Annotated in this window: 23 protein-coding genes and 2 tRNA genes; 16 read left to right on the top strand and 9 right to left on the bottom strand. The window is 72.8% G+C overall.

What is annotated here, in order from left to right; translation table 11 throughout:
- Position 1: 1 nt before the first annotated feature.
- Positions 2–268: a mycoredoxin gene (locus BN344_RS09800; protein ID WP_040338371.1), complete on the bottom strand. Its 267-nt coding sequence runs from the start codon at positions 266–268 to the stop codon at positions 2–4.
- 162 nt (positions 269–430) lie between these two features.
- Between BN344_RS09800 and BN344_RS09795 the strand changes: the two genes are divergently transcribed.
- The 4 genes from BN344_RS09795 to BN344_RS09780 all read left to right on the top strand — a co-directional run bounded on the left by BN344_RS09795 (position 431) and on the right by BN344_RS09780 (position 3633).
- Positions 431–2440, top strand: coding sequence for an ATP-dependent helicase (locus BN344_RS09795; RefSeq protein WP_040339039.1), 2010 nt, complete (start codon positions 431–433; stop codon positions 2438–2440).
- 173 nt (positions 2441–2613) lie between these two features.
- Positions 2614–2910 (top strand): hypothetical protein, encoded by a 297-nt coding sequence (locus BN344_RS09790; protein WP_040338370.1) that lies wholly within the window; start codon positions 2614–2616, stop codon positions 2908–2910.
- Positions 2911–3052: 142 nt separating this feature from the next.
- Positions 3053–3397, top strand: coding sequence for a WhiB family transcriptional regulator (locus BN344_RS09785; RefSeq protein WP_231486698.1), 345 nt, complete (start codon positions 3053–3055; stop codon positions 3395–3397).
- Positions 3394–3633, top strand: coding sequence for a hypothetical protein (locus BN344_RS09780; protein WP_040338369.1), 240 nt, complete (start codon positions 3394–3396; stop codon positions 3631–3633). The genes BN344_RS09785 and BN344_RS09780 overlap by 4 nt, the downstream gene beginning before the upstream one ends.
- A gap of 41 nt (positions 3634–3674) precedes the next feature.
- Here the strand turns inward: BN344_RS09780 and BN344_RS09775 are convergent, their stop codons facing one another.
- The 3 genes from BN344_RS09775 to BN344_RS20255 form a co-directional block, all read right to left on the bottom strand.
- Entirely contained in the window at positions 3675–4997 is a 1323-nt protein-coding gene (locus tag BN344_RS09775; RefSeq protein WP_231486696.1) for an ABC1 kinase family protein, read from the bottom strand.
- Positions 4998–5071: 74 nt separating this feature from the next.
- Entirely contained in the window at positions 5072–6124 is a 1053-nt protein-coding gene (locus tag BN344_RS09770) for a ThiF family adenylyltransferase (RefSeq protein ID WP_040339036.1), read from the bottom strand.
- A gap of 155 nt (positions 6125–6279) precedes the next feature.
- The gene (locus BN344_RS20255; protein ID WP_012950213.1) at positions 6280–6432 is read right to left on the bottom strand and encodes a DUF5679 domain-containing protein; all 153 of its coding nucleotides are present in this window, start codon (positions 6430–6432) and stop codon (positions 6280–6282) included.
- Between the two features lie 422 nt (positions 6433–6854).
- Between BN344_RS20255 and BN344_RS09765 the strand changes: the two genes are divergently transcribed.
- On the top strand, positions 6855–7541 hold the full coding sequence (locus BN344_RS09765) for a M48 metallopeptidase family protein (protein ID WP_231486695.1): 687 nt from the start codon (positions 6855–6857) through the stop codon (positions 7539–7541).
- Positions 7542–7601: 60 nt separating this feature from the next.
- On the opposite strand, the gene BN344_RS09760 is transcribed toward BN344_RS09765, so the two are convergent.
- On the bottom strand, positions 7602–8936 hold the full coding sequence (locus BN344_RS09760) for a zinc-dependent metalloprotease (RefSeq protein ID WP_051515763.1): 1335 nt from the start codon (positions 8934–8936) through the stop codon (positions 7602–7604).
- 128 nt (positions 8937–9064) lie between these two features.
- Between BN344_RS09760 and BN344_RS09755 the strand changes: the two genes are divergently transcribed.
- From BN344_RS09755 to BN344_RS09740, 4 genes are all read left to right on the top strand, one after another.
- Positions 9065–10087 (top strand): YlbL family protein, encoded by a 1023-nt coding sequence (locus tag BN344_RS09755; protein ID WP_051515762.1) that lies wholly within the window; start codon positions 9065–9067, stop codon positions 10085–10087.
- Positions 10088–10242: 155 nt separating this feature from the next.
- On the top strand, positions 10243–13215 hold the full coding sequence (locus BN344_RS09750; RefSeq protein ID WP_231486837.1) for a UPF0182 family membrane protein: 2973 nt from the start codon (positions 10243–10245) through the stop codon (positions 13213–13215).
- Positions 13216–13283: 68 nt separating this feature from the next.
- A tRNA-Met gene (locus BN344_RS09745) sits at positions 13284–13357 on the top strand.
- A 133-nt stretch (positions 13358–13490) separates the two neighbouring features.
- On the top strand, positions 13491–14261 hold the full coding sequence (locus BN344_RS09740) for a phytanoyl-CoA dioxygenase family protein (RefSeq protein ID WP_051515761.1): 771 nt from the start codon (positions 13491–13493) through the stop codon (positions 14259–14261).
- A 56-nt stretch (positions 14262–14317) separates the two neighbouring features.
- Here the strand turns inward: BN344_RS09740 and BN344_RS09735 are convergent, their stop codons facing one another.
- From BN344_RS09735 to BN344_RS09725, 3 genes are all read right to left on the bottom strand, one after another.
- Positions 14318–15940 carry an ABC transporter substrate-binding protein gene (locus BN344_RS09735; protein ID WP_166518217.1) on the bottom strand — a complete coding sequence of 541 codons (1623 nt, stop codon included), beginning with the start codon at positions 15938–15940 and terminating at the stop codon, positions 14318–14320.
- Positions 15941–16222: 282 nt separating this feature from the next.
- Entirely contained in the window at positions 16223–17095 is an 873-nt protein-coding gene (locus BN344_RS09730; protein WP_197022298.1) for an alpha/beta fold hydrolase, read from the bottom strand.
- 28 nt (positions 17096–17123) lie between these two features.
- On the bottom strand, positions 17124–17582 hold the full coding sequence (locus tag BN344_RS09725; RefSeq protein ID WP_155858828.1) for a hypothetical protein: 459 nt from the start codon (positions 17580–17582) through the stop codon (positions 17124–17126).
- A 152-nt stretch (positions 17583–17734) separates the two neighbouring features.
- On the opposite strand from BN344_RS09725, the gene BN344_RS09720 reads away from it, so the two are divergent.
- From BN344_RS09720 to map, 7 genes are all read left to right on the top strand, one after another.
- Positions 17735–17811: transfer RNA gene (locus BN344_RS09720), tRNA-Met, on the top strand.
- 181 nt (positions 17812–17992) lie between these two features.
- A complete protein-coding gene (locus BN344_RS09715; protein WP_040338365.1) occupies positions 17993–20116 on the top strand; it encodes a DEAD/DEAH box helicase in 2124 nt (707 codons plus the stop codon).
- A gap of 139 nt (positions 20117–20255) precedes the next feature.
- On the top strand, positions 20256–21545 hold the full coding sequence (locus BN344_RS09710; protein ID WP_231486694.1) for a cytochrome P450: 1290 nt from the start codon (positions 20256–20258) through the stop codon (positions 21543–21545).
- Complete coding sequence (locus BN344_RS09705; RefSeq protein ID WP_040338364.1) at positions 21542–21736, top strand: ferredoxin; 195 nt, start codon at positions 21542–21544, stop codon at positions 21734–21736. The genes BN344_RS09710 and BN344_RS09705 overlap by 4 nt, the downstream gene beginning before the upstream one ends.
- Positions 21737–21768: 32 nt before the next feature.
- On the top strand, positions 21769–22059 hold the full coding sequence (locus BN344_RS09700) for a GNAT family N-acetyltransferase (protein WP_040338363.1): 291 nt from the start codon (positions 21769–21771) through the stop codon (positions 22057–22059).
- Between the two features lie 33 nt (positions 22060–22092).
- A complete protein-coding gene (locus tag BN344_RS09695) occupies positions 22093–22413 on the top strand; it encodes an antibiotic biosynthesis monooxygenase family protein (RefSeq protein ID WP_040338362.1) in 321 nt (106 codons plus the stop codon).
- A complete protein-coding gene (gene map / locus BN344_RS09690; protein ID WP_040338361.1) occupies positions 22410–23180 on the top strand; it encodes a type I methionyl aminopeptidase in 771 nt (256 codons plus the stop codon). The genes BN344_RS09695 and map overlap by 4 nt, the downstream gene beginning before the upstream one ends.
- A 77-nt stretch (positions 23181–23257) precedes the next feature.
- Here the strand turns inward: map and BN344_RS09685 are convergent, their stop codons facing one another.
- Positions 23258–23809, bottom strand: a complete 552-nt coding sequence (locus tag BN344_RS09685) for a GNAT family N-acetyltransferase (RefSeq protein WP_040338360.1) — start codon at positions 23807–23809, stop codon at positions 23258–23260.
- Positions 23810–23836 lie beyond the last annotated feature (27 nt).

Below are 23836 nucleotides of genomic sequence, written 5' to 3'. Positions count from 1 at the left end.
GTCACGCCTCCGCGGCCGAGGCGAGCTGCGCCTTGACCTGGTCGATGCCGGGGTTGGTGAGCGCGGTCCCGTCGCGGAAGATCAGCGTGGGCACGGTGCGGTTGCCACCGTTGGCGTTCGAGACCAGGTCCGCGGCCGCCTCGTCCTGCTCGATGTCCACCTCGGCGAAGTCGATGCCCTCGATCTGCATGAGCTTCTTCAGCCGGACGCAGTAGCCACACCACGTCGTGGTGTACATCGTCACGGCGGCGCCGGGGGTCGTGGTCATCGAGGGGATCCTCCCTGGTCGAGCGTGGCGGGTCCACCCCTGGGCGGACAGCACGCGTGTGCCCCGGTCAACGCGGCCGTCCTGGGGATGCTTCCCCCACGACGTCGGTAGCGGCTGGGAGGATCGGTCCGTGCCACTGGAAAGAGTGATCCGATGCCGCCGTTGAGCGCGGGGACTCGGGCGGACACGCGCGCGGAGGAGGTGCTGGCCGGGCTGGACGCCGAGCAGCAGGCCGCGGCGCAGGCGGTCACCGGTCCCGTCTGCATCCTGGCCGGCGCCGGCACCGGGAAGACCCGCACGATCACCCATCGCATCGCCTACGGGGTGCACACCGGCGTCTACGTTCCCGAGCAGGTGCTCGCGGTGACCTTCACCGCCCGCGCCGCCGGCGAGCTCCGCACCCGGCTCAACGCCCTCGACGTCGGAGGGGTCCAGGCCCGCACGTTCCACGCCGCGGCGATGCGCCAGCTGCGCTACTTCGCCCCGCGCGTCCTGGGCGGCCCCATGCCCCAGCTGATCGAGAACAAGCTGCGGGTGGTCGCCACCGCCGCCGCGCGCAACCGGCTCACCACCGACCGCACCAGCCTGCGCGACCTGGCCAGCGAGATCGAGTGGGCGAAGACGACGCTGGCGACGCCGGAGGACTACCCGGCCCGCGCCAAGGCGGCCGGGCGCGAGCCCCCGTTCGAGGCCGCCGCGGTCGCCGCCGTCTACGCCAGCTACGAGTCGGCCAAGGAGCGCGACGGCGCCCTGGACTTCGAGGACCTCCTCCTCGTCACCGCCTACGCGCTCGAGGGCCACCCCGACGTGGCCCGTGCGGTGCGCGACCAGTACCGGTACTTCGTCGTCGACGAGTACCAGGACGTCAACCCGCTGCAGCAGCGGCTGCTGGACGCGTGGCTCGGCGGGCGCGCCGAGGTCTGCGTCGTGGGCGACCCGAACCAGACCATCTACTCCTTCACCGGCGCCGACCCCGACTACCTGCTGGGCTTCGCCGACCGCTATCCCGACGCCGAGGTGGTCAAGCTCGAACGCGACTACCGGTCGACGCCGCAGGTGGTCGGCCTGGCGAACCGGCTGATCGGCATGGCTCCGAAGCGCAAGGGCCTGCCCGGGCTCCGGCTGCTGGGCCAGCGAGCCGACGCCGCCGAGCCCACGTTCAAGGAGTACCCCGACGAGCCGGCCGAGGCCGCGGCCGTCGCCGCCCGCTGCAAGGCGCTGATCGACGAGGGCACCCCGGCCAGCGAGATCGCCGTGCTGTTCCGGATCAACGCGCAGTCGCAGGTGTACGAGTCGGCGCTCTCCGACGTCGGCGTCCCTTACGTGCTCAGGGGCGGCGAGCGCTTCTTCGAGCGGCCCGAGGTGCGCGAGGCGGTGCTGCTGCTCCGTGGCGCGGCCGCCGGCGGCAGCGAGCCGGGCATGCTCGTGCCGACCGTCCGCGACGTGCTCGCGTCCACCGGCTGGGTGGAGCACCGTCCCCCCTCCGGTGGGGCGGCCCGTGACCGCTGGCAGTCCCTGGCTGCCCTGGTCGACCTGGCCGTCGACCTGGTCGCGGAGAACCCGTCGCTGGACCTGCCCGGGTTCGTCGCCCACCTGGCCGCGCGGGCCGACGCCCAGCACGCGCCGACCGTGCAGGGCGTGACGCTGGCGTCCATGCACGCGGCCAAGGGCCTGGAGTGGGACGCCGTCTTCGTCGTCGGACTCGTCGACGGCGTGCTGCCGATCGCGCAGTCGCTGTCGCGGCCCGATGCGGTCGAGGAGGAGCGGCGGCTGCTCTACGTCGCCATCACCCGGGCCCGGGAGCAGCTCGCCCTGTCGTGGTCGCTGGCGCGCAACCCGGGTGCCAAGCGGGCCAGGCCGCGCAGTCGCTTCCTCACCGGACTGGCGCCCGACTCCGGTCCGACCGCGCCGCCGGCCAGGCGGACCACGAAGCGACCCAAGGTGGTGCTCGAGGGAGAGGCCGGGGAGCTGTTCGAGCGGCTGCGGGCGTGGCGCAGTCAGGCCGCGCAGACGGCCTCGGTGCCGGCCTACGTCGTCTTCACCGACGCCACGCTCCAGGCAATCGCGGAGACCCGTCCGGCCAGCCTGCGGGAGCTCTCCGCTCTGCCCGGCATCGGCGCCCGCAAGCTCGAGCTCTACGGCGAGGACGTGCTGGCGGCCGTCTCCGGCTGATCCAGCGGCCGCCCGGCGGGCTTCCGAGGGGTCTGACCATCTTTTTGCGGTATGTGGCGTTAATTCGATTGACCGTCCGGAGCGCTCGCTCCTAGTGTCCTGAACCACACCAGCTGCACCCAGCCCCGAGCACGGCCGTCCGGCCGCGCTCGAGAACCGGAAGGAGGGGTGACGTGATCAGCACGACGTGGACCGACGCCCCCACCGGGTTCCCCGGCTCGGGCGGCGTCGCCGTGCGTCCGGCCGCCTGCCTGGCGGCCGGCGGCAACCGGATCGTCGTCGCGCCCGTCGCAGCCCAGGTCCAGGGGACCGGTGTGCCCGTCGCGGTTCGTCTCCGCGCCATCGATGAGCGCCACACCGCTCGCCCGTCCTACCTGAAGGACCTCGCCGGCATCGCGCCCATGAGCACCACCACCGAGAACAACGGCACCACCCTCGGGATCCACCCCCCGGGGAGACCGCAGAGCTAACCGCTCGCCGGTCCTCCTCGAGGCCGCGGAACCCGAATCCCGGGATCCGCGGCTTCTTTCTTTTCCTCCGCGGCACCCGGCCCCGACTTCGGTCGGCGGGTCCCCGCCGGCCGTCAGACGACGAGCACGAGGAGGAGCGGCAGTGCAGCAGACGCTCGACCGCCCGATGTCCCTCCACCGGCCCGGCCTGCCCCGGACCGGCGGCGCGACACCGCGACGGCCGCACACGCCTCTGTCACCCGCACCGGTGCGGCACCCGATGCCGTGCCGGCAGGAGGACCCGGAGCTCTGGTTCGCCGAGAGCCCCGCCGAGCTGGAACGCGCCAAGGCGTTCTGCGCGGCCTGCCCGGTCCGGGACGCCTGCCTGGCCGGTGCGCTGGACCGCGCCGAGCCCTGGGGCGTCTGGGGAGGCGAGATCTTCGACCGCGGGGTGGTCATCGCGCGCAAGCGACCCCGTGGCCGTCCCCGCAAGGTGACCGCCGCATGACCAGCCGGCAGCAGTTCGCCCCCGTCCCCTCGACGCGGGCGCCCGCATCAGCATCGACCACCGAGGACACGATCATGCACTCGTACGAGCAGGTACTCGCCCACAGACGGATGCAGGAGATGCAGGAGGAGGCCCAGCGGGTCTCCCGTGCGCACCGCCTGTACCGGGCGCGCAAGGCCGCCCTGCGTGCCGAGCGGGCGGCGCGGCGCGCCGCCCGGCTCAGCGCCTCTGTGTAGTGACCGACCGGGCCGGACGCTCTCCGAGCGTCCGGCCCGGTTCACTCGGTGAAGCCGGGGAGCCACTCCTCGAGGACGCCGCGGAAGGCGCCCTCGGAGTCGAGCTGGCAGAGCACGCCGATCGAGCCGATCGTCACCCGGTGGATCAGCAGGTAGGCAGGCGGCAGGTTGAGCTGCCGGCCCAGCCGGCTGGCCTCGTTGCGCGGATCGGAGACCCGGGCCGCCTGCTCCTGCATCCAGGCGCGAGTGAAGTGGAACCGGGGCTCCGCGACCGGGTCGAGCATCGGACGCAGGAAGTCGTGCACGCCCTGGGCGTCGATGTGCGCCGTCGGCAGGACGAAGCCCTCGGCACGCAGGTCGGCGAGCACCTCGTCGGCCCGGCCCTCCAGGGCCCAGCGCAGCAGCCGGCCGATCGGCTCGGGGTGGCCGTCGGGCAGCCGCGCGGTCGCCCCGAAGTCGATGACGCCGAGCCGGCCGTCGGGCAGCAAGCGGAAGTTGCCCGGGTGCGGATCGGCGTGCAGCAGCCCCGCCCGCTGCGGCGCGGAGAAGTGCAGCAGCGCCATCAGCATGCCCGCGCGGTCGCGCTGCTCGCGGGTGCCGGAGGTGATGATCCGCGACAGCGGCGTGCCCTCGAGCCACTCGGAGACGATGACCTTGGGCGCGCTCGCCACCACCCGCGGAACCACGATCTGCGGGTCGTCGGGGTACGCCGCGGCGAAGCCGCGCTGGGCGTCGGCCTCGAGGGTGTAGTCCAGCTCCTCGACCACGCGGGCCTTGAGCTCGGCGATCAGCGGCTTGACGTCCATGCCGGGGAAGATCGCCGCGAACAGGCGGGCAAAGCGGGCGAGCTGGTTGAGGTCGGACATGAGCGCCGTGGCCGCGCCCGGGTACTGGATCTTCACGGCGACGTCGCGCCCGTCGCGCCAGGTGGCCCGGTGCACCTGGCCGATGCTCGCCGCCGCGGCCGGCTGGTCGTCGAACTCCTTGAACCGCTGGCGCCACGTGCCGCCGAGCTGCTGGGCGAGCACCGCGTGCACGGTGCGCACCGGCATGGGCGGCGCCTCCTCCTGGAGCTTGACCAGCGCCTCGCGGTAGGGGGCGGCCATCTCCTCGGGAACCGCGGCCTCGAACACCGAGAGCGTCTGCCCCAGCTTCATGGCGCCGCCCTTGAGCTGGCCCAGCACGGCGAAGAGCTGCTCGGCGGTGCGCTGCTGGAGCTCGGCGGTGACGGCATCCGCGGACTGGCCGGAGAGCCGCTTGCCCAGCCCGAGGGTGGCCCGGCCCGCGGCGCCCAGGGGGAGGGAGGCAAGTCGCGCGGTCCGCGACACCGAGCCCCGCGGCATCACCGGTCGGTCGTCACTCACGCGTCCTCCTCGTCGGCGCCGTGCCCGGCCCCGGCGGCATCGCGGGGTCGCCTCGGGGGAACCCGCGAGCGCGCTCACGGGCCATTGTCCCCTGTCGCCTCGTCGACCCGCCGGACGCAGCCGCAGTCGGGGTGGGACGGCCACGGTCGCCGACGGGGGACGAGGTCCGGTGGGGCGATGTCCAGGGTCGCATCCAGCGTCACCGGCGCGGCGTCGCCGTCGAGGTAGGCCAGCACCTGGACGGCGGCGGTCACGGCGGTGAGCAGGCAGGTGACGGTCGCGCCGCTGGGGGGCGGTTCGGTGGCGGTGAGCTGGGCGGCGAGGTGCGGCCAGCGCGGATCGGCGTCCCGGCGGTGCAGGTCGGCGCACCGCAGGCAGCTGGTCACACCCGGGACGACCAGCGGTCCCACCACGCCGGTGGCTCCGCGCACGGTGGCGACCAGGTGCGGCACGCCAGCCCGGGCCCAGGCTGCGGCGGCCGGGTCGGAGGCGGCCCACGGCCGGGCCAGCACGACGAGGTCGGGGCGGGTGCCCTCCGGTACCGGCCGCAGGTCGGTGAGCGGGCTGGCCCGGCGCACCGCGTCGGCCGCGGCGAGCGACCGTGGCCGTCCTTCGTCGGCGGCGGTGGCCCCGCCGACGACGGCGTCGCCGGCGGAGACCACGGCGCTGTCGCGGACGCTCACCCGCCCGACTCCGCTGGCGGCCAGGACGGCGGCCAGTGGCGTGCCGACGCGGGTGGCCCCTTCGACGAGGACGACGGCCGACCGCCGGGCCCGCCAGCCACCGGCCGGCGGGGCCTCGGCGGCGCGGCGGGCCGCTGCGGCCGGCCCCGCGTCGCTCGCCACCAGGTCGGCGGCGTCGACGTCGACGAGCACCCGGGTGGCGCGCAGCCCGTCGAGCACCGCGGACACCGCCCCCGGGTCGAGCCCCTGCCGGGCGGCGTCGGCCAGCACGGCCCGCTGCACCCGCCGCCCGTCGAGGCCGCGCAGCAGACCCGCCAGGCCGTCGGGGTGGGGGGTGACCAGCAGCCCGTCGGTGGAGTCCACCCCGCCGATCTGGAGGGAGTCGACGCCGCGGCGCAGCAGGGGCGTGGCCGCGGGCAGCAGGGGATGGGCCGTGTCGCTCACCAGGGGAGGGTCGCAGCGCGGGCGGTTGCGCCGCTGGCGCCGTCCACAGGCCGGGACGACGACGGCGGCGCCCCAGAGGGACGCCGCCATCAGACCGCAAGGACCCCGGCCCCCCGACGCTCGCGAGCTCGCATCGGGCCCCTGCAGGGGGCCGACTAGGCCTTGCCGAGGATCCGGTTCATCTTGGTGCCGCAGACCGGGCAGGTGCCCTGAGCCATGCGACGCCCCGACTCGCTCACCTTGACCTCGCCGTCGAAGTCGCGCTTCTCCTTGCACTTCACGCAGTAGCCGTTGTAGCTCTCAGCCACGGGATCTCCTCGTCTCGGGGGCGTCTCGGCACGCTCGCCGGGCGCCATTGCGCAGGGACGCTACCCGTGCTCGTGCCCTGCGGTACCGGCGGCGGGCGTCCGTTTCCGGGCCGTTCCGCCGCTCGCGGGGCGTACACGAACAGAACGGTTCCCACAACCTGTGGACAAGCCTGTGGAGCACGTGGGGAACAGTCGGCGTGTCCCTGTGCGTGCGCAGGGGGCGCACCGGGGGACAACTCCGCGCGGTGACGAGCAGGACCCCGGTCGACCTGCGGTTTCCCCTCCCGGGGGCTGTGGAACGTACCTCCGGGCCGCCGTCGTCACCGGCCGGGGACGCACCATGTCCACCGTCCGTGCGACCTGTACCCGAGAGGGTGTCCTCGGGCGCGCGCAGGGGCCGCGAAGTGGCTTACGGTGCCCCCGTGCCAGGAACGCTCCCCGACGCCTCCGCACACCCCGAGCTCCCCGGCGGTCCGCCGGCGCCGACGGGTGTGCGCCGGGCCGTGCCCATGGCACGCCGGAAGGCCGACGACGACGGCGGTCCGGTCCCGATGCCCGGTGGGGACCCCGAGTCGGTCGTCGAGGTCCGGCGCAGCGCCCGGCGCCGGCGCACGGTGACGGCCTACCGCGAGAGCGGGCGCACCGTCGTCCTCATCCCTGCGGCGTTCAGCCCGGCCGAGGAGCGTCGCTGGGTGGCCCAGATGGTGGCCAAGCTGCAGACCCGCGAGGAGCGACGCCGCCGGTCCCTGGGTGGCGACGACGAGCTGATGCTGCGCGCCCGTGCGCTCTCGGCCGCGCACCTCGACGGGCTGGCCGAGCCGGCGTCGGTCCGATGGGTGGACAACCAGCAGCGCCGGTGGGGTTCGTGCACCCCGGCCGACCGCAGCATCAGGCTGTCCAGCCGCCTGCGCTCGATGCCCGAGTACGTCGTGGACTACGTGCTGGTGCACGAACTGGTCCACCTGCTCGAACCGGGTCACGACGAGCGGTTCTGGGCCCTCGTGGCGCGCTATCCCCGGGCCGAGCGGGCCCGCGGCTTCCTCGAGGGCGTCGAGCTGGCCAACACCGCCGAAGCGGCCGGCGGAGACGCAGCCGACGTCGTCGACTAGTAGGAGGGCCCCGTCCCTCTCACCCCTCGCACGCTCGGGGCGAGCCTCCGGACGGGGCCGTCAGTCCTCGGGCGGCTGCTCGTCGGTCAGTGCCTCCAGCTCGTCGTCGAGCCCCTGCCGCGCGACGAAGTCCATCGGCTCGTCGAGGTCCTCGGACGTCGGCAGCAGGTCGGGGTGGTTCCAGAGCCGGTCGCGGTCGGCGTTGCCGTGCTTCTGGCCCATCGCGGCCCACACCGTCGCGGCGTCACGCAGTCGGCGGGGACGAAGCTGCAGTCCCACGAGGGTGGCGAAGGTCTGCTCGGCCGGCCCGCCGGTGGCCCGGCGGCGACGCATCGTCTCGGCCAGCGCGCCGTGGCCGGGGAGCCGGTCGGTCGCGGCGGCCGCGACGACCGTGTCGATCCAGCCCTCGACCAGCGCGAGCATCGTCTCCAGCCGGCGCAGCGCCATCTGCTGCTCGGGCGTCTCCTCCGGCTCCAGGAGCCCGCTGCCGAGCAGTCGCTGGATGCTCTCCGGGTCGCTCGGGTCCAGCCCCTCCAGCCCTCCGCCGGCCAAGGCCTCGGAGACGCCCCGCTCGATGGCCTCCCGGTCGATGGTGATGCCGCGGGCATAGGCGTGGACGGCGTCCTGGAGCTGCTGGCGCAGCCACGGCACGTGCGCGAACAACCGCTGGGCCGCGGCCTCGCGCAGGGCGAGGAAGAGCCGGACCTCGTCGGCCGGGCGGTCGAGCCCGGCCGCGAACTCGGCCACGTTCTGCGGCACGAGCACGCCGGTCCCGGCGGGCGCGAGCGGGAGCCCCACGTCGGTGCTGGTGAGGACCTCGTCGGCCAGCTTGGCCAGCGCCGAGCCCACCTGGGCGCCGAACATCAGCCCGCCCATCCGGCCCATGATCCCGGCGATCGGTCCGAAGGACATCGCCGCCTCCTGCGGCAGCGCGCTGGTCATCGCCGCCACTACCCGCTCGGCCAGCGGATCGATGAGCGCCCCCCAGGCGGGCAGGCTCTCCTCCACCCACTCGACCCGCGACCAGGCCGCCGTGCGCTCGATGCCCGACGGCAGCTCGGTCACCTGGTCCAGCCACAGGTCGGCCAGCCGCAGGGCCTCGGCCGTGGCGGTGCGCTCGCCGTCGGAGGACGGCTGGTGACCGGCGGAGAGCTGGCTGATGGCGCCCTGCTTGGCCAGATCCCAGTTCACCGGGCCGCCGGACCAGTTCATCAGCTTCTGCAGCTCGGCGAACAGGGGCATCTTGCCCAGGACGTCCTCCGGAGAACCGCCGCCGGCGATGCCACCGAACAGCGCCCCCAGGCCGAAGGGGTCACCTCCGCCCGGATTGTCGCCGCCGTCACGGCGCTCGGGGTCGCGGTCGGGGAGACCGAAGCCGAAGGGCACGTCGCTCATGCGTCCACGGTAGACGCAGGTGGACCCCCGTCACCCTGCGCTGGGCACGCCCAGGGCGAACGGCGCACGGGCCGGCGCGGCCCGGCGTCCGGGCGGGAAGCGGCAGGTGACACATAGGGTGGCCGGTCGTGACCCGTCGGATCGCCGTCCTGACCGCCAGCGGAGTGCTGTTGCTGGTCTTCGGGCTGCTCGGCACGACCCTGCCCGTGCCCTACGTCGCGCAGGTGCCCGGACCGACCTTCGACACCCTCGGCGACATCGACGGCGAGCCGATCATCGAGATCGAGGGCCGGGAGCGCAACGAGGTCGGGGGCAACCTCAACCTGACCACCGTCGGCGTCGGCCGGGGCGGGCTCAGCCTGGTCCAGGCGGTGCGCGGCTGGTTCGACGACGAGGTGGCCGTCGTCCCGGAGGAGTCGGTGTACCCACCCGACCGGACCGAGGAGGAGACCCGCCAGCTCAACCGCCGTGCCTTCCTCACCTCGGAGCAGGCGGCCGAGAGCGTGGCGCTCGGCCACCTCGGTTTCCCGGAGAAGGTCGTCGTCCGCCAGGTGCCCGAGGGGTCGCCGTCGGAGTCCGTCCTGGAGGAGGGCGATGCCCTCGAGTCGATCGACGGCCGACAGACCCCCGACCTCGACGCCCTCGACGCGGTGCTCGCGTCCATCCCGCCGCGGACGGCCGTCTCCGTCGGGTACACGCGCCTGGGCGAGCCGGGCACCGGCACGGTCACCACGCGCGCCGCCGACGACGGCGAGGGCTCGCTGCTCGGCGTCGGCGTCCTGCAGCAGCCGTCCGCACCGTTCGACGTCGACATCCAGGTGGAGGACGTCGGTGGCCCGTCGGCGGGCCTCATGCTGACCCTCGGGATCCTCCACCTGGTCGGCGACGAGGACCTCACCGGCGGTGCACTGGTGGCCGGCACCGGCACGATCGACGTCGACGGCCGGGTCGGGCCGATCGGCGGGGTACCGCTGAAGATGCTCGCCGCCCGTGACCTCGACGCCGACCTCTTCCTCGTGCCGGGAGGGAACTGCGAGGAGGCCCTGGCGGCCAGGGACCCGGGGATCCCCCTGGCCAGGGTCGACACCCTCGACGACGCGCTGACCGCACTGGCCGACCTCCGGGCCGGCCGCACCCCCGCCGGCTGCTGAGGAAGGACGCCGGGAACCCCGTCGGTCCTGGCACGTTGTGCTGGGATGAGCGGGGGAGTGCGCCCAGGGTCGGTCGGCTCCACCTCGCCGGCGACGCGGTCGCGTCTCCGGATCCGCACCTGACGACCCGTAACTGAAGGAGACCGCTCGTGGCCATGCGGCCCCCCGTGCCGGTGCCGACGCTGTCCCGGCGCGCGAAGCTGGTCCTCGGCGCCATCGCCGTGCTGCTCGTGCTGTTCACCGTGATCGGCTCGCTGACCAACGTCTACGTCGACTACCTGTGGTTCGACGAGACCGGCTACACCGAGGTCTTCTGGACCGAGCTGCAGAGCCGGGCCCTGCTGTTCGCCGTCGCCGGCGTGGCCACCGGTGGTCTGACGGCGCTGGCCGTCTACCTGGCCTACCGTTTCCGGCCGACCTTCCGGCCCATGTCGCTGGAGCAGCAGAACCTCGAGCGCTACCGGCAGTCGCTGGAGCCCCGGCGCGGGCTGGTGCTCACCGCCGTCGGCGTCGTCCTGGGCTTGTTCGCCGGGTTCACCGCGCAGAGCAACTGGGAGACCTGGCTGACCTTCCGCAACAGCACCGAGTTCGGCCAGACGGATCCGCAGTTCGGCCTCGACCTGTCGTTCTTCGTCTTCGAGTACCCCTTCTACCGGCTGGTGCTCGGCTTCGGGTTCGCCATCGTCATCCTGGCGCTGATCGGCTCCCTGCTGACCAACTACGTGTTCGGTGGCCTCCGGGTCCAGACGCCCGGCCAGAAGCTGACCTCGGCCGCGCGGGTGCAGGTCTCGGTGCTGCTCGGCATCTTCGTCGCGCTCAAGGCGGTCGCCTACTGGCTGGACCGGTACGGACTGGTCTACTCCGAGCGCGGCGACGTGTTCACCGGCGCCAGCTACACCGACGTCAACGCGCTGCTGGTGCCCAAGGTGATCCTGGTCTTCGTCGCCGCGGTCTGCGCCATCGCGTTCTTCGCCAACATCGTCGTCCGCAACTTCCTGCTGCCCGCCGCGGCGCTGGTGCTGCTGCTGGCCTCCAGCCTGGTCATCGGCGTGGCCTACCCGGCGATCGTGCAGCAGTTCGTGGTCAAGCCCAGCGCCAACGAGCGCGAGGCCCCGTACATCGAGCGGGCGATCGAGATGACCCGGCAGGCGTACGGCCTGGACGACGTCGAGTACATCGACTACGCCCAGGAGACGACGACGGACAGCGAGGACGAGGCCGTCGACCCGGAGGTCGCGCTGGCGGAGCTGCGCAACGACACCGAGACCATCCCGAACGCCCGTCTGCTCGACCCGAACGTCCTGGCCGACACGTTCACCGCCCGCCAGCAGATCCGGAACTGGTACGGCTTCCCCGAGAAGCTCGACGTCGACCGCTACGTCGTCGACGGCGAGCTCCGGGACTACGTCGTGGCCGTGCGCGAGCTCAACAGCGCGGGGCTCTCGGAGAACCAGAGCACCTGGATCAACCGGCACACGGTGTACACCCACGGGCACGGCTTCGTCGCCGCGCCGGCCAACGAGGTCGTGGGCGGCTCCGACGGCGGTGAGCCGAGCTTCACCACCGGCGACCTGCCCGTCACCGGTGACATCCCGGTCGAGCAGAGCCGGATCTACTACGGCGAGCTGATCGACGACTACTCGGTGGTCGGCGCGCCCGAGGGCACCGCCCCCCGCGAGTCCGACCTGCCCGGCTCGGACGACCGGCAGCTCAACAACACCTACGACGGTGAGGGCGGGGTCTCGGCCGGCAGCTTCTTCCGACAGCTGACCTTCGCCGTCTACTTCCGGGAGCGGAACTTCCTGCTCTCGAGCGCGGTCAACGAGGAGTCCAAGGTCCTCTACGTCCGGGACCCCCGTCAGCGGGTGGAGAAGGCAGCGCCCTTCCTGGAGGTCGACGGCGACCCGTACCCCGCGGTGATCGACGGCCGGGTGACCTGGATCCTCGACGGCTACACGACCTCGGACTCCTACCCCTACTCCGAGCAGATGGAGCTGGGCGAGGCGGCGACCGACGCGCTGACCGGCACGGGGACGACGGCGCTGCCGAACGACACCTTCAACTACATCCGCAACTCGGTGAAGGCCACGGTCGACGCCTACGACGGCACGGTGACGCTGTACGAGTGGGACGAGCAGGACCCGGTCCTGCAGACCTACATGAAGGCGTTCCCCGGGACCGTCGAGGCGAAGAGCGAGGTCTCCGAGGAGCTGGAGAGCCACCTGCGGTACCCCGAGGACCTGTTCAAGGTGCAGCGGGACATCCTCACCCGCTACCACGTCGACGACCCGATCTCGTTCTACGAGGGCAGTGACCGCTGGCAGGTCCCGGACGACCCCACGCAGGACGTCGAGGAAGCCCAGCCGCCGTACTACATCCTCGCCCAGCGGCCGGGTGACCCGGAGGCCACGTTCCAGCTGACCAGTGCGCTCAACGCCTTCCAGCGGCCGAACCTGTCGGCGTTCGTCTCCGCGTCGAGCGCGCCGGAGAGCTACGGCGACATCCAGGTGCTGCAGTTGCCGGGCAACACCCCCTTCCGGGGGCCGGGGCAGGTGCAGAACTCGTTCGGCGCGAACCAGGAGATCCGCCGCGACCTCACCCTGTTCGACAGCGAGAACTCCAACGCCGTGCTCGGCAACCTGCTGACCCTGCCGATCGGGGACGCCGGCCTGCTCTACGTGCAGCCGCTCTACGTGGAGAGCACCGGCGAGGGCGGGTTCCCGCTGCTGCAGCGGGTGCTGGTCAACTTCGGTGGCCAGATCGGCTACGCCAACACGCTGGCGGAGGCGCTGGACCAGGTCTTCGGCGAGGGGGCCGGGGAGATCGCGACCGACAGTGACGGGCTACCGGTGACTCCGCCGGACGAGGACGAGGGCGAGGAGGCGCCGACGCCGGCACCCGCGCCCGAACCTGCTCCGGCACCCGGCGGCGGGGGACAGCCGGGGGCGAGCCCGGACATGGACGAGGCCGTCGGCGACATCAACGCCGCTCTGGAGGCCCTGCGCGACGCCCAGCGAAACGGTGACTTCGCCGGCCAGGGCCGGGCGCTGGAGCAGCTGGACGCCGCCGTCGAGGCCTACCGCGCGGCGCAGGCAGCCGCGGACGGCTCGGGGACGGGCGGCGACTGACCGGCGGGGGAGGGGAGGGCGCACCCGCGCTCTCCCCTCCCTGCCGCCTGGTACGGTGGTCGTACCGACGCGGGGTGGAGCAGCTCGGTAGCTCGCTGGGCTCATAACCCAGAGGTCGCAGGTTCGAATCCTGCCCCCGCTACTCGCACGTCGGACCCGGTCACCTCGGTGACCGGGTCCTTCGTCGTTCGTGGCCAGGACGTCCGCCCGTCTCGACCGCCGCCCCGCCTCCGTGGTCTGCTGCAGTCACCGCATCGGACACCAGGGGAGTCGCCATGGCGCTGACGAGGGACGCGACCGTCGAGCAGGCCGTCGAGGCCGTGGACCGGGACGGCTACGTCATCATCGAAGGGCTGATGGACCAGGCCTGGGTGGCGGCCGCCAAGCAGGACCTCCAGCGGGTGCTGGAGGAGACGTCCACGGGGCGCAACTCGTTCGAGGGTTTCTCCACCCAGCGCGTCTACGCGCTGTTCGCGAAGACGCGCTGGTTCGACGGACCCGCCACCCACCCGCTGGTGCTCGGCGTCCTGGACCACGTCCTCGGCCAGTACCAGTTCAGCGCGCCCGTCGGGATCCGGATCGGACCGGGCGAGGTCGCGCAGGTGCTGCACCGCGACGACGACGTCTACCCGCTGCCCCGCCCGCACCCGGACGTCGTCGTCAACACCATGTGGCCCCTGGACGACTTCACCGTCGAGAACGGGGCGACCCGGTTCGTGCCCGGCAGTCACCGGTGGGAGCCGGGGCGGGTCGCCACGGAGGAGGAGACGACGGCCGCGGTCATGCCGGCGGGCTCGGTCCTGATCTACGTCGGGAACCTGATCCACGGCGGTGGTGCGAACACGACCGAGAGGCCGCGGCTCGGGGTCATCCTCGAGTACGCCGCGTCCTGGCTCCGGCCGCAGGAGAACCACGTCCTGGCCGTGCCGCAGGAGGTCGCGCGCGAGCTGCCCGAGCGGTTGCAGGAGCTGCTGGGCTACAACATCCACCCGCCGTTCCTGGGCTACGTGGACGGGCGCCACCCCAGGCGGGTGCTGTCCTCCTGAGACGGCACGGCGGCCCGAGCGAAGTTCCGCTCGGGCCGCCGTCCTCCGGGTGCTGACTAGTCAGCGAGCCAGACGAAACCCCACATGGTGGTCGCGCCCGGGACGCCGTCACCCATCGTCCCGTCGGGGAACTCCCAGCCGCCGACGTTCTTCACCTCTTCCCGCACCGCGACATCGGTGAGGGTGTAGCCGGTGAAGAGGTTCGGCACGTTCTCGGAGATGTTGAGGCTGGCTGCCGCGACGGCCTCCTTGCGCTCGTCGAGATCCGTCGTCGTGCGCAGGGTCTCCAGCGCCGTGTCGATCTCCGGGCTCTGGTACACGGTGAAGTTCAGCGGGCCCGGGGTGAACGCCTCGTCGAGGATGAAGTACGGGTCGGCCTCCTCGCTGAAGCGGAAGCACTGCACGTCGTAGTCCCTGGCGATCGCGTTCTGGATGTGTGCGGCCTGCTCGACCGCGCGGAGGCTCACATCCATGCCGAGGTTGCCCCAGAACGACTGGTAGAGCTGCGACAGCTCGTTCAGGCTCGGGTCGGGCGGGCAGTTGTAGGTGAAGGAGAGGTCGGTCCCGGCCGGCTGGCCGTCGGAACGCGCCGGGTCGTTGATGTACTCGTCGTAGAGCTCCTGCGCCCGCTCCGGGTCGAAGTCGGGGAAGGCCTCCTCCGCTTCCTCGGAGTAGTACGGGCTGTCCGGGCTGAAGTACTGGGTCGCCGGCGGGGTCATCCCGGTGCCACCGAGGATCTCGATCAGTGCTTCCTGGTCGATGGCGTGTGCCAGCGCCTGGCGGACCCGCACGTCGTCGAACGGCGGCCGGCTGGTGTTGATCAGCGAACCACCGGCGTTGTTGCCCAGGTACTCGTAGTTGTCCACGCCGCTGACGTCGCGGGCGCGGGCGATGGTGCTCTGCCGCAGGGTCTGCATGGCCTGGACGTCACCGCTCTCCAGGCTGGCCAGCCGGGTGTCCTCGTCGGGGATCGGCCGGAAGACGATCTCGTCGAGGTAGGGCAGGCCGTCCTGCCAGTAGTTCTCGTTCTTCTCCACGGTCAGGCGGCTGTCCCGCTGCCACGAGACGAACTGGAACGGCCCCGTGCCCACCGGGTTGCTGCCGGCGTCCTCGCCGAACTGCGCCGCCGCGGTGGGCGAGAAGGGCCAGCCCGGCGCCTGGGTCAGGATGTCGGGGAAGGCGGCGTTGGTGGCCGCGAGCCGGTACTCCACGGTGAGCTCGTCGACGACCTCCAGCGAGGTGACCTCGGCCAGCGTCGAGGCCACGTTGGAGCCCGGCGCGGTGAGGTACTCGTCGAAGTTGACCTTCAGCGCTTCGCCGTTCAACGGCGTGCCGTCGTGGAACTGCACGTCCGGCCGCAGCGTCAGCGTCCAGGTGGTGAAGTCGTCGTTGGGCTCCATCGACTCCGCGAGGTAGGGCTTGACTTCGCCATCCTCCGTCCGCTTCATCAGCGGGTCGTAGAGGGCGAAGGCGACCGTCGTGCCGGGGTTGCCGAAGGAGCCTTCGCCGGGCAGCCAGCTGTTGGTCTCCGCCTCGAGGCCCACCTCGATGGATCCGCCCTCGACGGGGTCGCCCTGTTCGGAGATGTCCTCCCGCGTGCCCTCCGATGCGTTGCCCCCCTCGTCGCTGTCACCACCACCACAGGCGGCGCTGCCGAGCAGCAGGCCCACGAGCCCCACGGAGGCGAGCGTGCGCCTCCACGGTCCTCGCGTCAGGCGCGGATGTCCTCGCATGTCATCACTCCTCGAACCAGTCGCGTGCAGAGACAGCAGGCGTCCGGATGCGCGCACCAGGATGTGCGAGCGCCCGGGGCACTGAGCCGAGTCTGTCGCCCCCCGTGACGTTCGTCACTGGGCTGGCAGCACTGTGGCCGACCTGTGACCTATGCGTTGCGCACAATCCGCATCCGCCGGATCCGACCGGAGGCGCAGGTCAGGGCCTCGTCGCAGGAAAGAGGGCGCTCAGCGGGTGAGGAAGTCGACGATCCGGCGGTTCACCTCGTCGGGCTGCTCCAGGTGCAGGAAGTGGCCGGCGCCGTCGACCACCGCCACCTCCGACGGCGCCGGGAGCAGGTCGCGCGACGCCTCGGCCGCGGCCACCCCCATGCAGCCGTCCTGCGCCCCGTGGAGGTACAGGGTCGGCTGCGGGGGGATGCTCCCGACGGCGCCCTGCTCGACGGCCAGCTCCGGGGACTGCCGGGTCGGGTCGAACAGTGCCCGGTAGTAGCCGAGCGCGGCGTTCAGGTTCTCCGCGCCGCCCAGCGCCGCCCGGACGTGGGCGAGGTCCTCGGCGGCGTCGTACCCGGGGGACCAGTCCGCCCAGAGCCGGGCGACGAACTCCAGGTCGTCCGCGGCCACCAGTCCATCGGCCAGGGGGTTCTGGAAGAAGTACATGTAGAACGACCGCTTGATCTGGTCGTAGGTGAAGAAATGCGTGGCCAGCGCCGGGCCGACCGGTACGGCCATGGTCACGACGCGGCGCCAGCGGTCGGGAGCGGAGGCCGCGGCGCCGTAGGCGGCCTGGGCGCCCCAGTCGTGGCCGACGACGACGGCGCGCTCGTCGCCGCCGAGCGCCGCGTGCAGGGCGTTGGCGTCCCGGGCCAGAGCGCCGGTCTGGTAGAGCCCGTCGGCCGGGACCGCGGTCGGGGCGTAGCCCCGCGAGAACGGCGCCACGGCCCGGAATCCCGCCCCGGCGAGCCGGGGGAGCAGGTGCCGGTAGGTGTGTGCGGTGTCCGGGAAGCCGTGCAGGCACAGCGCCAGCGGCCCGTCCTGCGGTCCCGCGGTCAGGGCGGCGAAGCGGAGGCCGGCGGTCTCGATGTCGATCTCGGTGAGCACGGCCGCAGACTACGGACCGCGGCCCTGCTCAGACCGCGCTCAGCTCGTCCCTGCGGCGCCGGTCCGGGTGCCTGCGCTTCGCCGCCGGCCGGTGGAGCGGCACGGCGGGCATGCGGTCCCGGGGCGGCGGGGGAGCGAGCGCGTGCTCGGGCTTCGACGGCCGGACGCGCAGGCCGGCGAGCAGTGCGTGCGGGCGGGTGGCGTCCTCCTCCGGGACCGCCGGGACGGCCGTCGTCGCCCGGGCCGGGGGAGCGGGGAAGACCTCGCGCCGCGGCGGACGGGACGGGTCGGGGAGCCGCAGCTCGGCGAGGTCCTTCCAGGTGGAGTGGCGCAGGCCGTCCACCACGCAGCGGACCCGGGCCAGCACCCGTCCGTCGTCGGAGTTCGTCCAGCCGAGCAGCTCGCCGGAGTACCAGATCCCGCGGTGGTGGATCTCCACCGGTTGCGGCTCCCCGGCAAAGGCGCTCACCGCCGGATCCCCCGTCACGAGGCGGACTGTAGGTGCGTGGGCCGACGCGGACGCGCAGGCGCGCGAGCGGCTGGGACCGGTGTGACGGCCCCGTCCCACCACTCACACGGGTGGCCTGCCGTCCCCGCCGAAGGCGGTCGCGTGCACCGGTGTAGAGTTCGTCCTGCCGACGCGGGGTGGAGCAGCTCGGTAGCTCGCTGGGCTCATAACCCAGAGGTCGCAGGTTCGAATCCTGTCCCCGCTACCACGCTGGAACGGCCCCCACAGTCGCTGTGGGGGCCGTTCCGCTTGGTGGAAGATCGCACGGGCGGGCAGTCCGGGCCGCGTCTGGCGGCGCGGTCCTCCCCTCGCGACATCCACGGTCCCGACGGGGCCGTGCGCGACGTCGGGCCGCGGCAACCCGTGCCGGCAGTGCAGAGGAGGAGTCCGTGGCTCGTCGAGGCCAGCCCCGGTCGGGCGGGCGCCGTGCCGCCCCGCGGAACCAGGGGCGCCACGGCGAGCGCGGTGACCTCATCGCGGTGCTCGCCCGGGCCGTCCGCGAGGTGGAGGGGGCCGCGGAGCGCGGTCGTGTGACGCCGTCCGTGCGCACGAAGTTCCACGTCGTCGCGCTGCTGGTCCGGGAGGAGCACGCCCGCGTCAAGGCGGCCGAGACCATGACACCGGCGCAACGGGCCGAGCAGCTCAAGCGGCTGGACGGCATCGCGACCATCCTGGCGAAGACCGCCGTCCGCGACTCCGGGCTGCTCGCCCTCCTCGCCGAGGACGCCGTCGTGTCGGAGGCGGTCCGCTCGCTCAAGCGGGAGTTCCAGGAGGCCGCCGGCATGGAGCCGGTCGCCGAGGAGCCTCCGGCGCCGCAGCTCCCGACGGCCCCCGCGCCGGAGAACCGGGTGGTGCCGCAGTCGGTCATCTCGCGCCAGCTGGCCAACCCCTTCCTCGCCCCCGACTTCTCGGCCGCCCGTCCGGCAGCGGCCCGGCCCCGCCGTCTCCTGGGCTGGGAGCTGCTCGCCCCGCTGCTGAACTCGTTCGAACGTGCCGGCGGTGGCGCCCCGGCGTGCATGGAGCTGCCGTCGCCCTCTCCGCGGATCCTCCCGCCGGGGCTCGAGCTGATGCCGCACCAGGCGCAACTGGTCGCGGCCGCCGCGGCCGGTCACCGGACCTTCCTCCTGGCCGACGAGCCCGGACTGGGCAAGACGGCCCAGTCCCTGCTCGCGGCGGAGGTGGCGCAGGCCTTCCCGCTGCTCGTGGTGGTGCCGAACGTCGTCAAGACGAACTGGGCGCGCGAGGCCGGCCGCTGGGTCCCGCACCGCCCGGTGACGGTGATCCAGGGCAACGGGGAGACGATCGACGCCTTCGCCGACATCGTCGTCGTCAACTACGAGGTGCTCGACCGGCACGTGGGCTGGATCGGCGACTTCGGGTTCCGCGGCATGGTGGTCGACGAGGCCCACTTCATCAAGAACAAGACCTCGCAGCGCTCGCAGCACGTGCTGGAGCTCTCCGAGCGCATCCGGCTGCGGGCGCCGCGTCCGCTGCTCATGGCGCTGACCGGCACCCCGCTGATCAACGACATCGAGGACTTCCGGGCGATCTGGCAGTTCCTCGGCTGGATCGACGACGAGAAGCCGCTCGGCGAGCTCATGGAGCGGCTGGAGGACACCGGGCTCACCCCCGCCGACCCCGGCTTCTATCCCGCCGCCCGCCAGTGCGTCGTCGACATGGGGATCGTCCGCCGTCGCAAGGTCGACGTCGCCGCCGACATCCCCGCCCGCCGCATCGCCGACCTGCCCGTCGAGCTCGACGACAAGGCGGGGCGCTCGATCCGCGCCGCCGAGCAGGAGCTCGCCCGCCGGCTGGTGAAGCGCTACGAGAGCGCCATCGCCGCACGCGAGTCCGCCACGGACGTCGAGGGCATCGACCTGGACCTCGTGCGCAAGGTCGCCGGCTGGGAGCTCAAGGACACCAGCACGAAGGCCAGCGGCGAGAACGTCTTCAGCATGATGCGGCGCATCGGTCAGGCCAAGGCCGGCCTCGCCGCCGACTACGCCGCCCAGCTCGCCCGCAGCGCCGGGAAGGTCGTCTTCTTCGCCAAGCACGTCGACGTCATGGACGCCGCCGAGGAGACCTTCACCAAGCTGGGTGTGCGGTACTCCTCGATCCGCGGCGACCAGACGCCGTCGGCGCGGCAGAAGCACATCGACGCGTTCGTGAAGGACCCCGCCGTCGCCGTCGCGGTGTGCTCCCTCACGGCGGCCGGGGTGGGTCTCAACCTGCAGGTGGCCTCCAACATCGTGCTCGCCGAGCTGTCCTGGACCGACGCCGAGCAGACCCAGGCGATCGACCGCAGCCACCGCATCGGCCAGACCGAGCCGGTCACCGCCTGGCGGATCATCGCCGCCCAGACCCTGGACGCCCGGATCGCCGAGCTGATCGACAGCAAGGCGGGGCTGGCCGCCCGGGCGCTGGACGGCTCGGACGAGGAGATGCAGTCGTCGGCCGACGTCCAGCTCGAGGCGCTGGTCGCCCTGCTGACCGACGCCCTGTCCCGTCCCTAGGCGCAGGCCGGTCCGCTCCGCGCCGGGGCTCGGCGCGGGGAGCGGCGCACCGGGGCACCCCCGAGTGTTGTGCGCCACCCCTTCGCTCATTAGCGTCAGCGCTGACCGTTTTCTCTCGACCGTGAGGCGCCCCGTGTCCGTGAACACCCCAGCCGGCCCGACCGACCCCGCGCAGATCGACATCGACGCGATCGACCTCTCCGACCGCGACTTCTGGGCGGAGCCGCCGGCGGTGCGCCACGCGGTCTTCGACCGGCTGCGTGCCGAGCGGCCCTTCGCGTACTTCGCCGAGCCGACCATGGAGGGGATGGAGCCCGGTCCCGGCTACTGGGCCGTGACCCGGCTCGCCGACCTGGATGCCATCAGCTCGCAGCCGGCCCTCTTCTGCTCCGGCAAGGGCGCGGTGTCCATCCAGGACCTCCCGGCCGACCTCAGCGAGTTCTACGGCTCGATGATCAGCATGGACGACCCGCGGCACGCGCGGATCCGGCGGATCGTGGCCAAGACCTTCACGCCTCGGATGCTCGAGCAGGTCATCGACTCGGTGGTCGGCATCGTCGACCAGGTGCTGGTCGAGGCCCGGGCCAAGGCCGAGGCGGGGGACGGGAGCATCGACGTCGTCGCGGACATCGCCGCCCCGATCCCGCTGCGGATCATCTGCGACATGATGGGCGTCCCCGAGGAGGACCGCGCCCTGGTGCTCAACGCCTCGAACACGATCCTCTCCGGCGGCGACCCCGAGCTCACCGACGAGGACGACCCACTCACCGCGCTGCTCGAGGCGGGTATGGCCATGGCCGCGCTCATGGAGCGCCTGGCCGCCGAGCGGGTCGCCAACCCCACCGACGACCTGACGACGGCGCTGGTGAACAGCGAGGTCGAGGGCGAGAAGCTGACCCACCAGGAGATCGCCTCGTTCTTCATCCTTCTGCTGGTGGCCGGCAACGAGACCACCCGCACAGCGATCGCGCAGGGGCTGTTCGCGCTGTCGGAGAACCCCGAGCAGCGTGCCCGCTGGATGGCCGACCCGTCGCTGGACAAGACCGCGGTCGAGGAGATCGTCCGCTGGGTCAGCCCGGTCACCTGGATGCGCCGCACCGCCACCCAGGACGGCGAGCTCAACGGCCACTCCTACAAGGAGGGCGACAAGTTCCTGCTGTTCTACGCCGCGGCCAACCGCGACCCGGAGGCGTTCGAGAACCCGCACCGGTTCGACATCACCCGCAACCCGAACAACCACGTCGGATTCGGCGGGCACGGCCCGCACTTCTGCCTGGGCGCCCACCTGGCCCGCCGGGAGCTCGCGGTGACCTTCCGCAGGCTGTTCGAGATCTGCCCCGACCTGGAGATCACCGGCGAGCCGGCGCGGCTGCGCTCGTCGTTCGTCAACGGCCTCAAGCGGCTGCCGGCACGGCTGGGCGCCCGATGAGCCGCGTCCAGGTGGACCGGGACCGCTGCGTGGGCTCGGGCGTCTGCGAGTCGCTCGCGCCGGAGGTCTTCGAGCTCGACGACGACGGCGTGCTCGTCGTCCACCGGTCGGAGCCGGACGCGGGCCAGCTGGACGCCGTCCACGACGCGGTGCAGCAGTGCCCCACGCGGGCGCTCGCGCTGGCCGAGTGATCGATCCGGCGCTCACCGGGTAAGGGGGCGGCATGGAACCCACAGTTCAGGACGCCCCCGACGCCAGCAGGTACGAGATCCGGGACGGCGACCGGCTGCTCGGTCACGCCGACTACCAGCGGGACGGGTCCACCTTCGTGTTCACGCACACGGAGGTGGACCAGGACACCGGGAAGTCCGGCCTCGGCAGCACCCTCGTGAAGGCGGCACTCGACGACGTGCGGGCCAAGGGCGGCTCCGTCGTCCCGCAGTGCTCGTTCGTCCGCGGGTGGATCGGCAAGCACGAGGAGTACGCCGACCTGCTCGCCGGCTCGGAGAGCTGACCGCACCTGCCCCCGGACCGTACGGTCGTCGGCGTGATCCTCGAGCACGCCCTGCTGACCGTCCGGCCCGGGGAGCAGGCCGGTTTCGAAGCGGACTTCGCCCGCGCGCGACCGCTGATCGCCGCGACCCCGGGGTTCCGGGGCCTACGGCTCTCGCGCTGCCTGGAGCGCGACACCGGATACCTGCTGCTGGTGGAGTGGGACCGGCTGGAGGACCACATCGAGGGATTCCGGGGCGGCGACGCCTACCAGGAGTGGAAGGCGCTGCTCCACCCGTACTACGACCCGTTCCCGGTCGTCGAGCACTTCACGACGGTGCTGACCGCCGACCCCGTCCCGGAGGACACCCCGTGATCGAGCTGCGCACCCCCGGTGAGCTGGATGCGATGCGCGCCGCCGGAGCGGTGGTCGCCGACATGCACGCCGCGGTGCGGGCCGCCGCGGCGCCGGGTGTGCGGCTGACCCAGCTCGACGCCATCGCGCGCGACGTCCTGGCCGACGCCGGGGCGACCTCGCCGTTCCTCGGCTACGCACCCCTGCCGACCACCCCGCCCTTCCCGGGGGTGCTGTGCCTGTCGGTGAACGACGTGGCGCTGCACGGCATCCCCACCCCGGAGATGCTGGACGACGGCGACCTGCTCAGCGTGGACGCCGGCGCGGTGCTGGACGGCTGGGTCGGCGACGCGGCGATGACCTACCCGATCGGGACCCCGCGACCGGAGGACGTCCGGCTCGTGGACACGACGGAGCGGGCGCTGGCGGCCGGCATCGCGGCGGCCGTCGTCGGCAACCGGGTCGGTGACATCTCCGCCGCCATCGGCGCCGTCGGCCGGGCCGGCGGGTGCGGCATCAACACCGACCAGGGTGGCCACGGGGTCGGGCGCTCGATGCACGAGGCGCCGTCGGTGCCCAACGAGGGTCGCCCCGGCCGTGGGGTGCCGCTGAGGGCGGGCCTGGTCATCGCCATCGAGCCGTGGTTCCTGGCCGGGGGCAGTGACGACTACACCGTGGACGCGGACGGCTGGACGCTGCGCAGCGCCGACGGCAGCCGCGCCGCGCACGTCGAGCACACCGTCGCCGTAACGGAAAACGGCCCGCGCATCCTCACTGCTCCGCGCTGACTCACCGAGTCATACGAACTCGTGGCCATCGTCCGCTGATCGCCCCGAGTTCGCATGACTCGTCGGTGATCAGGAGGTCACAGGGTCATCGCCATCTCGCGCTCCCATCCGTGCGGGCCCTCGAAGCCCGCTCCGGTGAGGGAGAAGCCGCACCGCGCGTAGAAGCGCTCGGCCCGGGCGTTGTCCTCGTGGACGTGCAGCCGCACCCGCGGCAGTCCGAGCCCGCGCAGCCACCCGAAGGCCGCCTCGAACACACCCTCCATGACACCGCGACCGCGATGCTCCGGGTGGAGGTAGACGGCCACCAGATGGCCGCCGCCGGGCTCCTCGATGGTCGTGCCCGCGTAGTCGTCGTCGCCGGCGCGCTCGACCAGCGCGACGAGGCTCCCGACCCAGGTGCCGTCCTCCGCGATCGCGACGAACTGGCGGGCGGCCGCGTCCGGACCGGCGTCGGCCGAGGAGTCCCGGGAGCGCTCACGCCAGAACTCGTCGGGGCGGGCGGCGGCCTCGGCGTAGGTCTGGAGGAAGGCGATCGGGGCGGCCTCGTCCGACAGGGCCGCCAGCCGCAGGTCCCGGACCTCCCGCCACTCGTGCGCCCGGACCGGCCGGACCTCGTACTGCGTCGTCACGACCCGGAGCGTGCCAGGCCGACGGAG

It is taken from the genome of Candidatus Blastococcus massiliensis AP3 (assembly GCF_000582785.1).
Taxonomy (GTDB): Bacteria; Actinomycetota; Actinomycetes; order Mycobacteriales; family Geodermatophilaceae; genus Blastococcus; species Blastococcus massiliensis.
The sequence above is the reverse complement of the archived record's forward strand: the minus strand, read 5'-3'. Positions and strand labels throughout refer to the sequence as shown.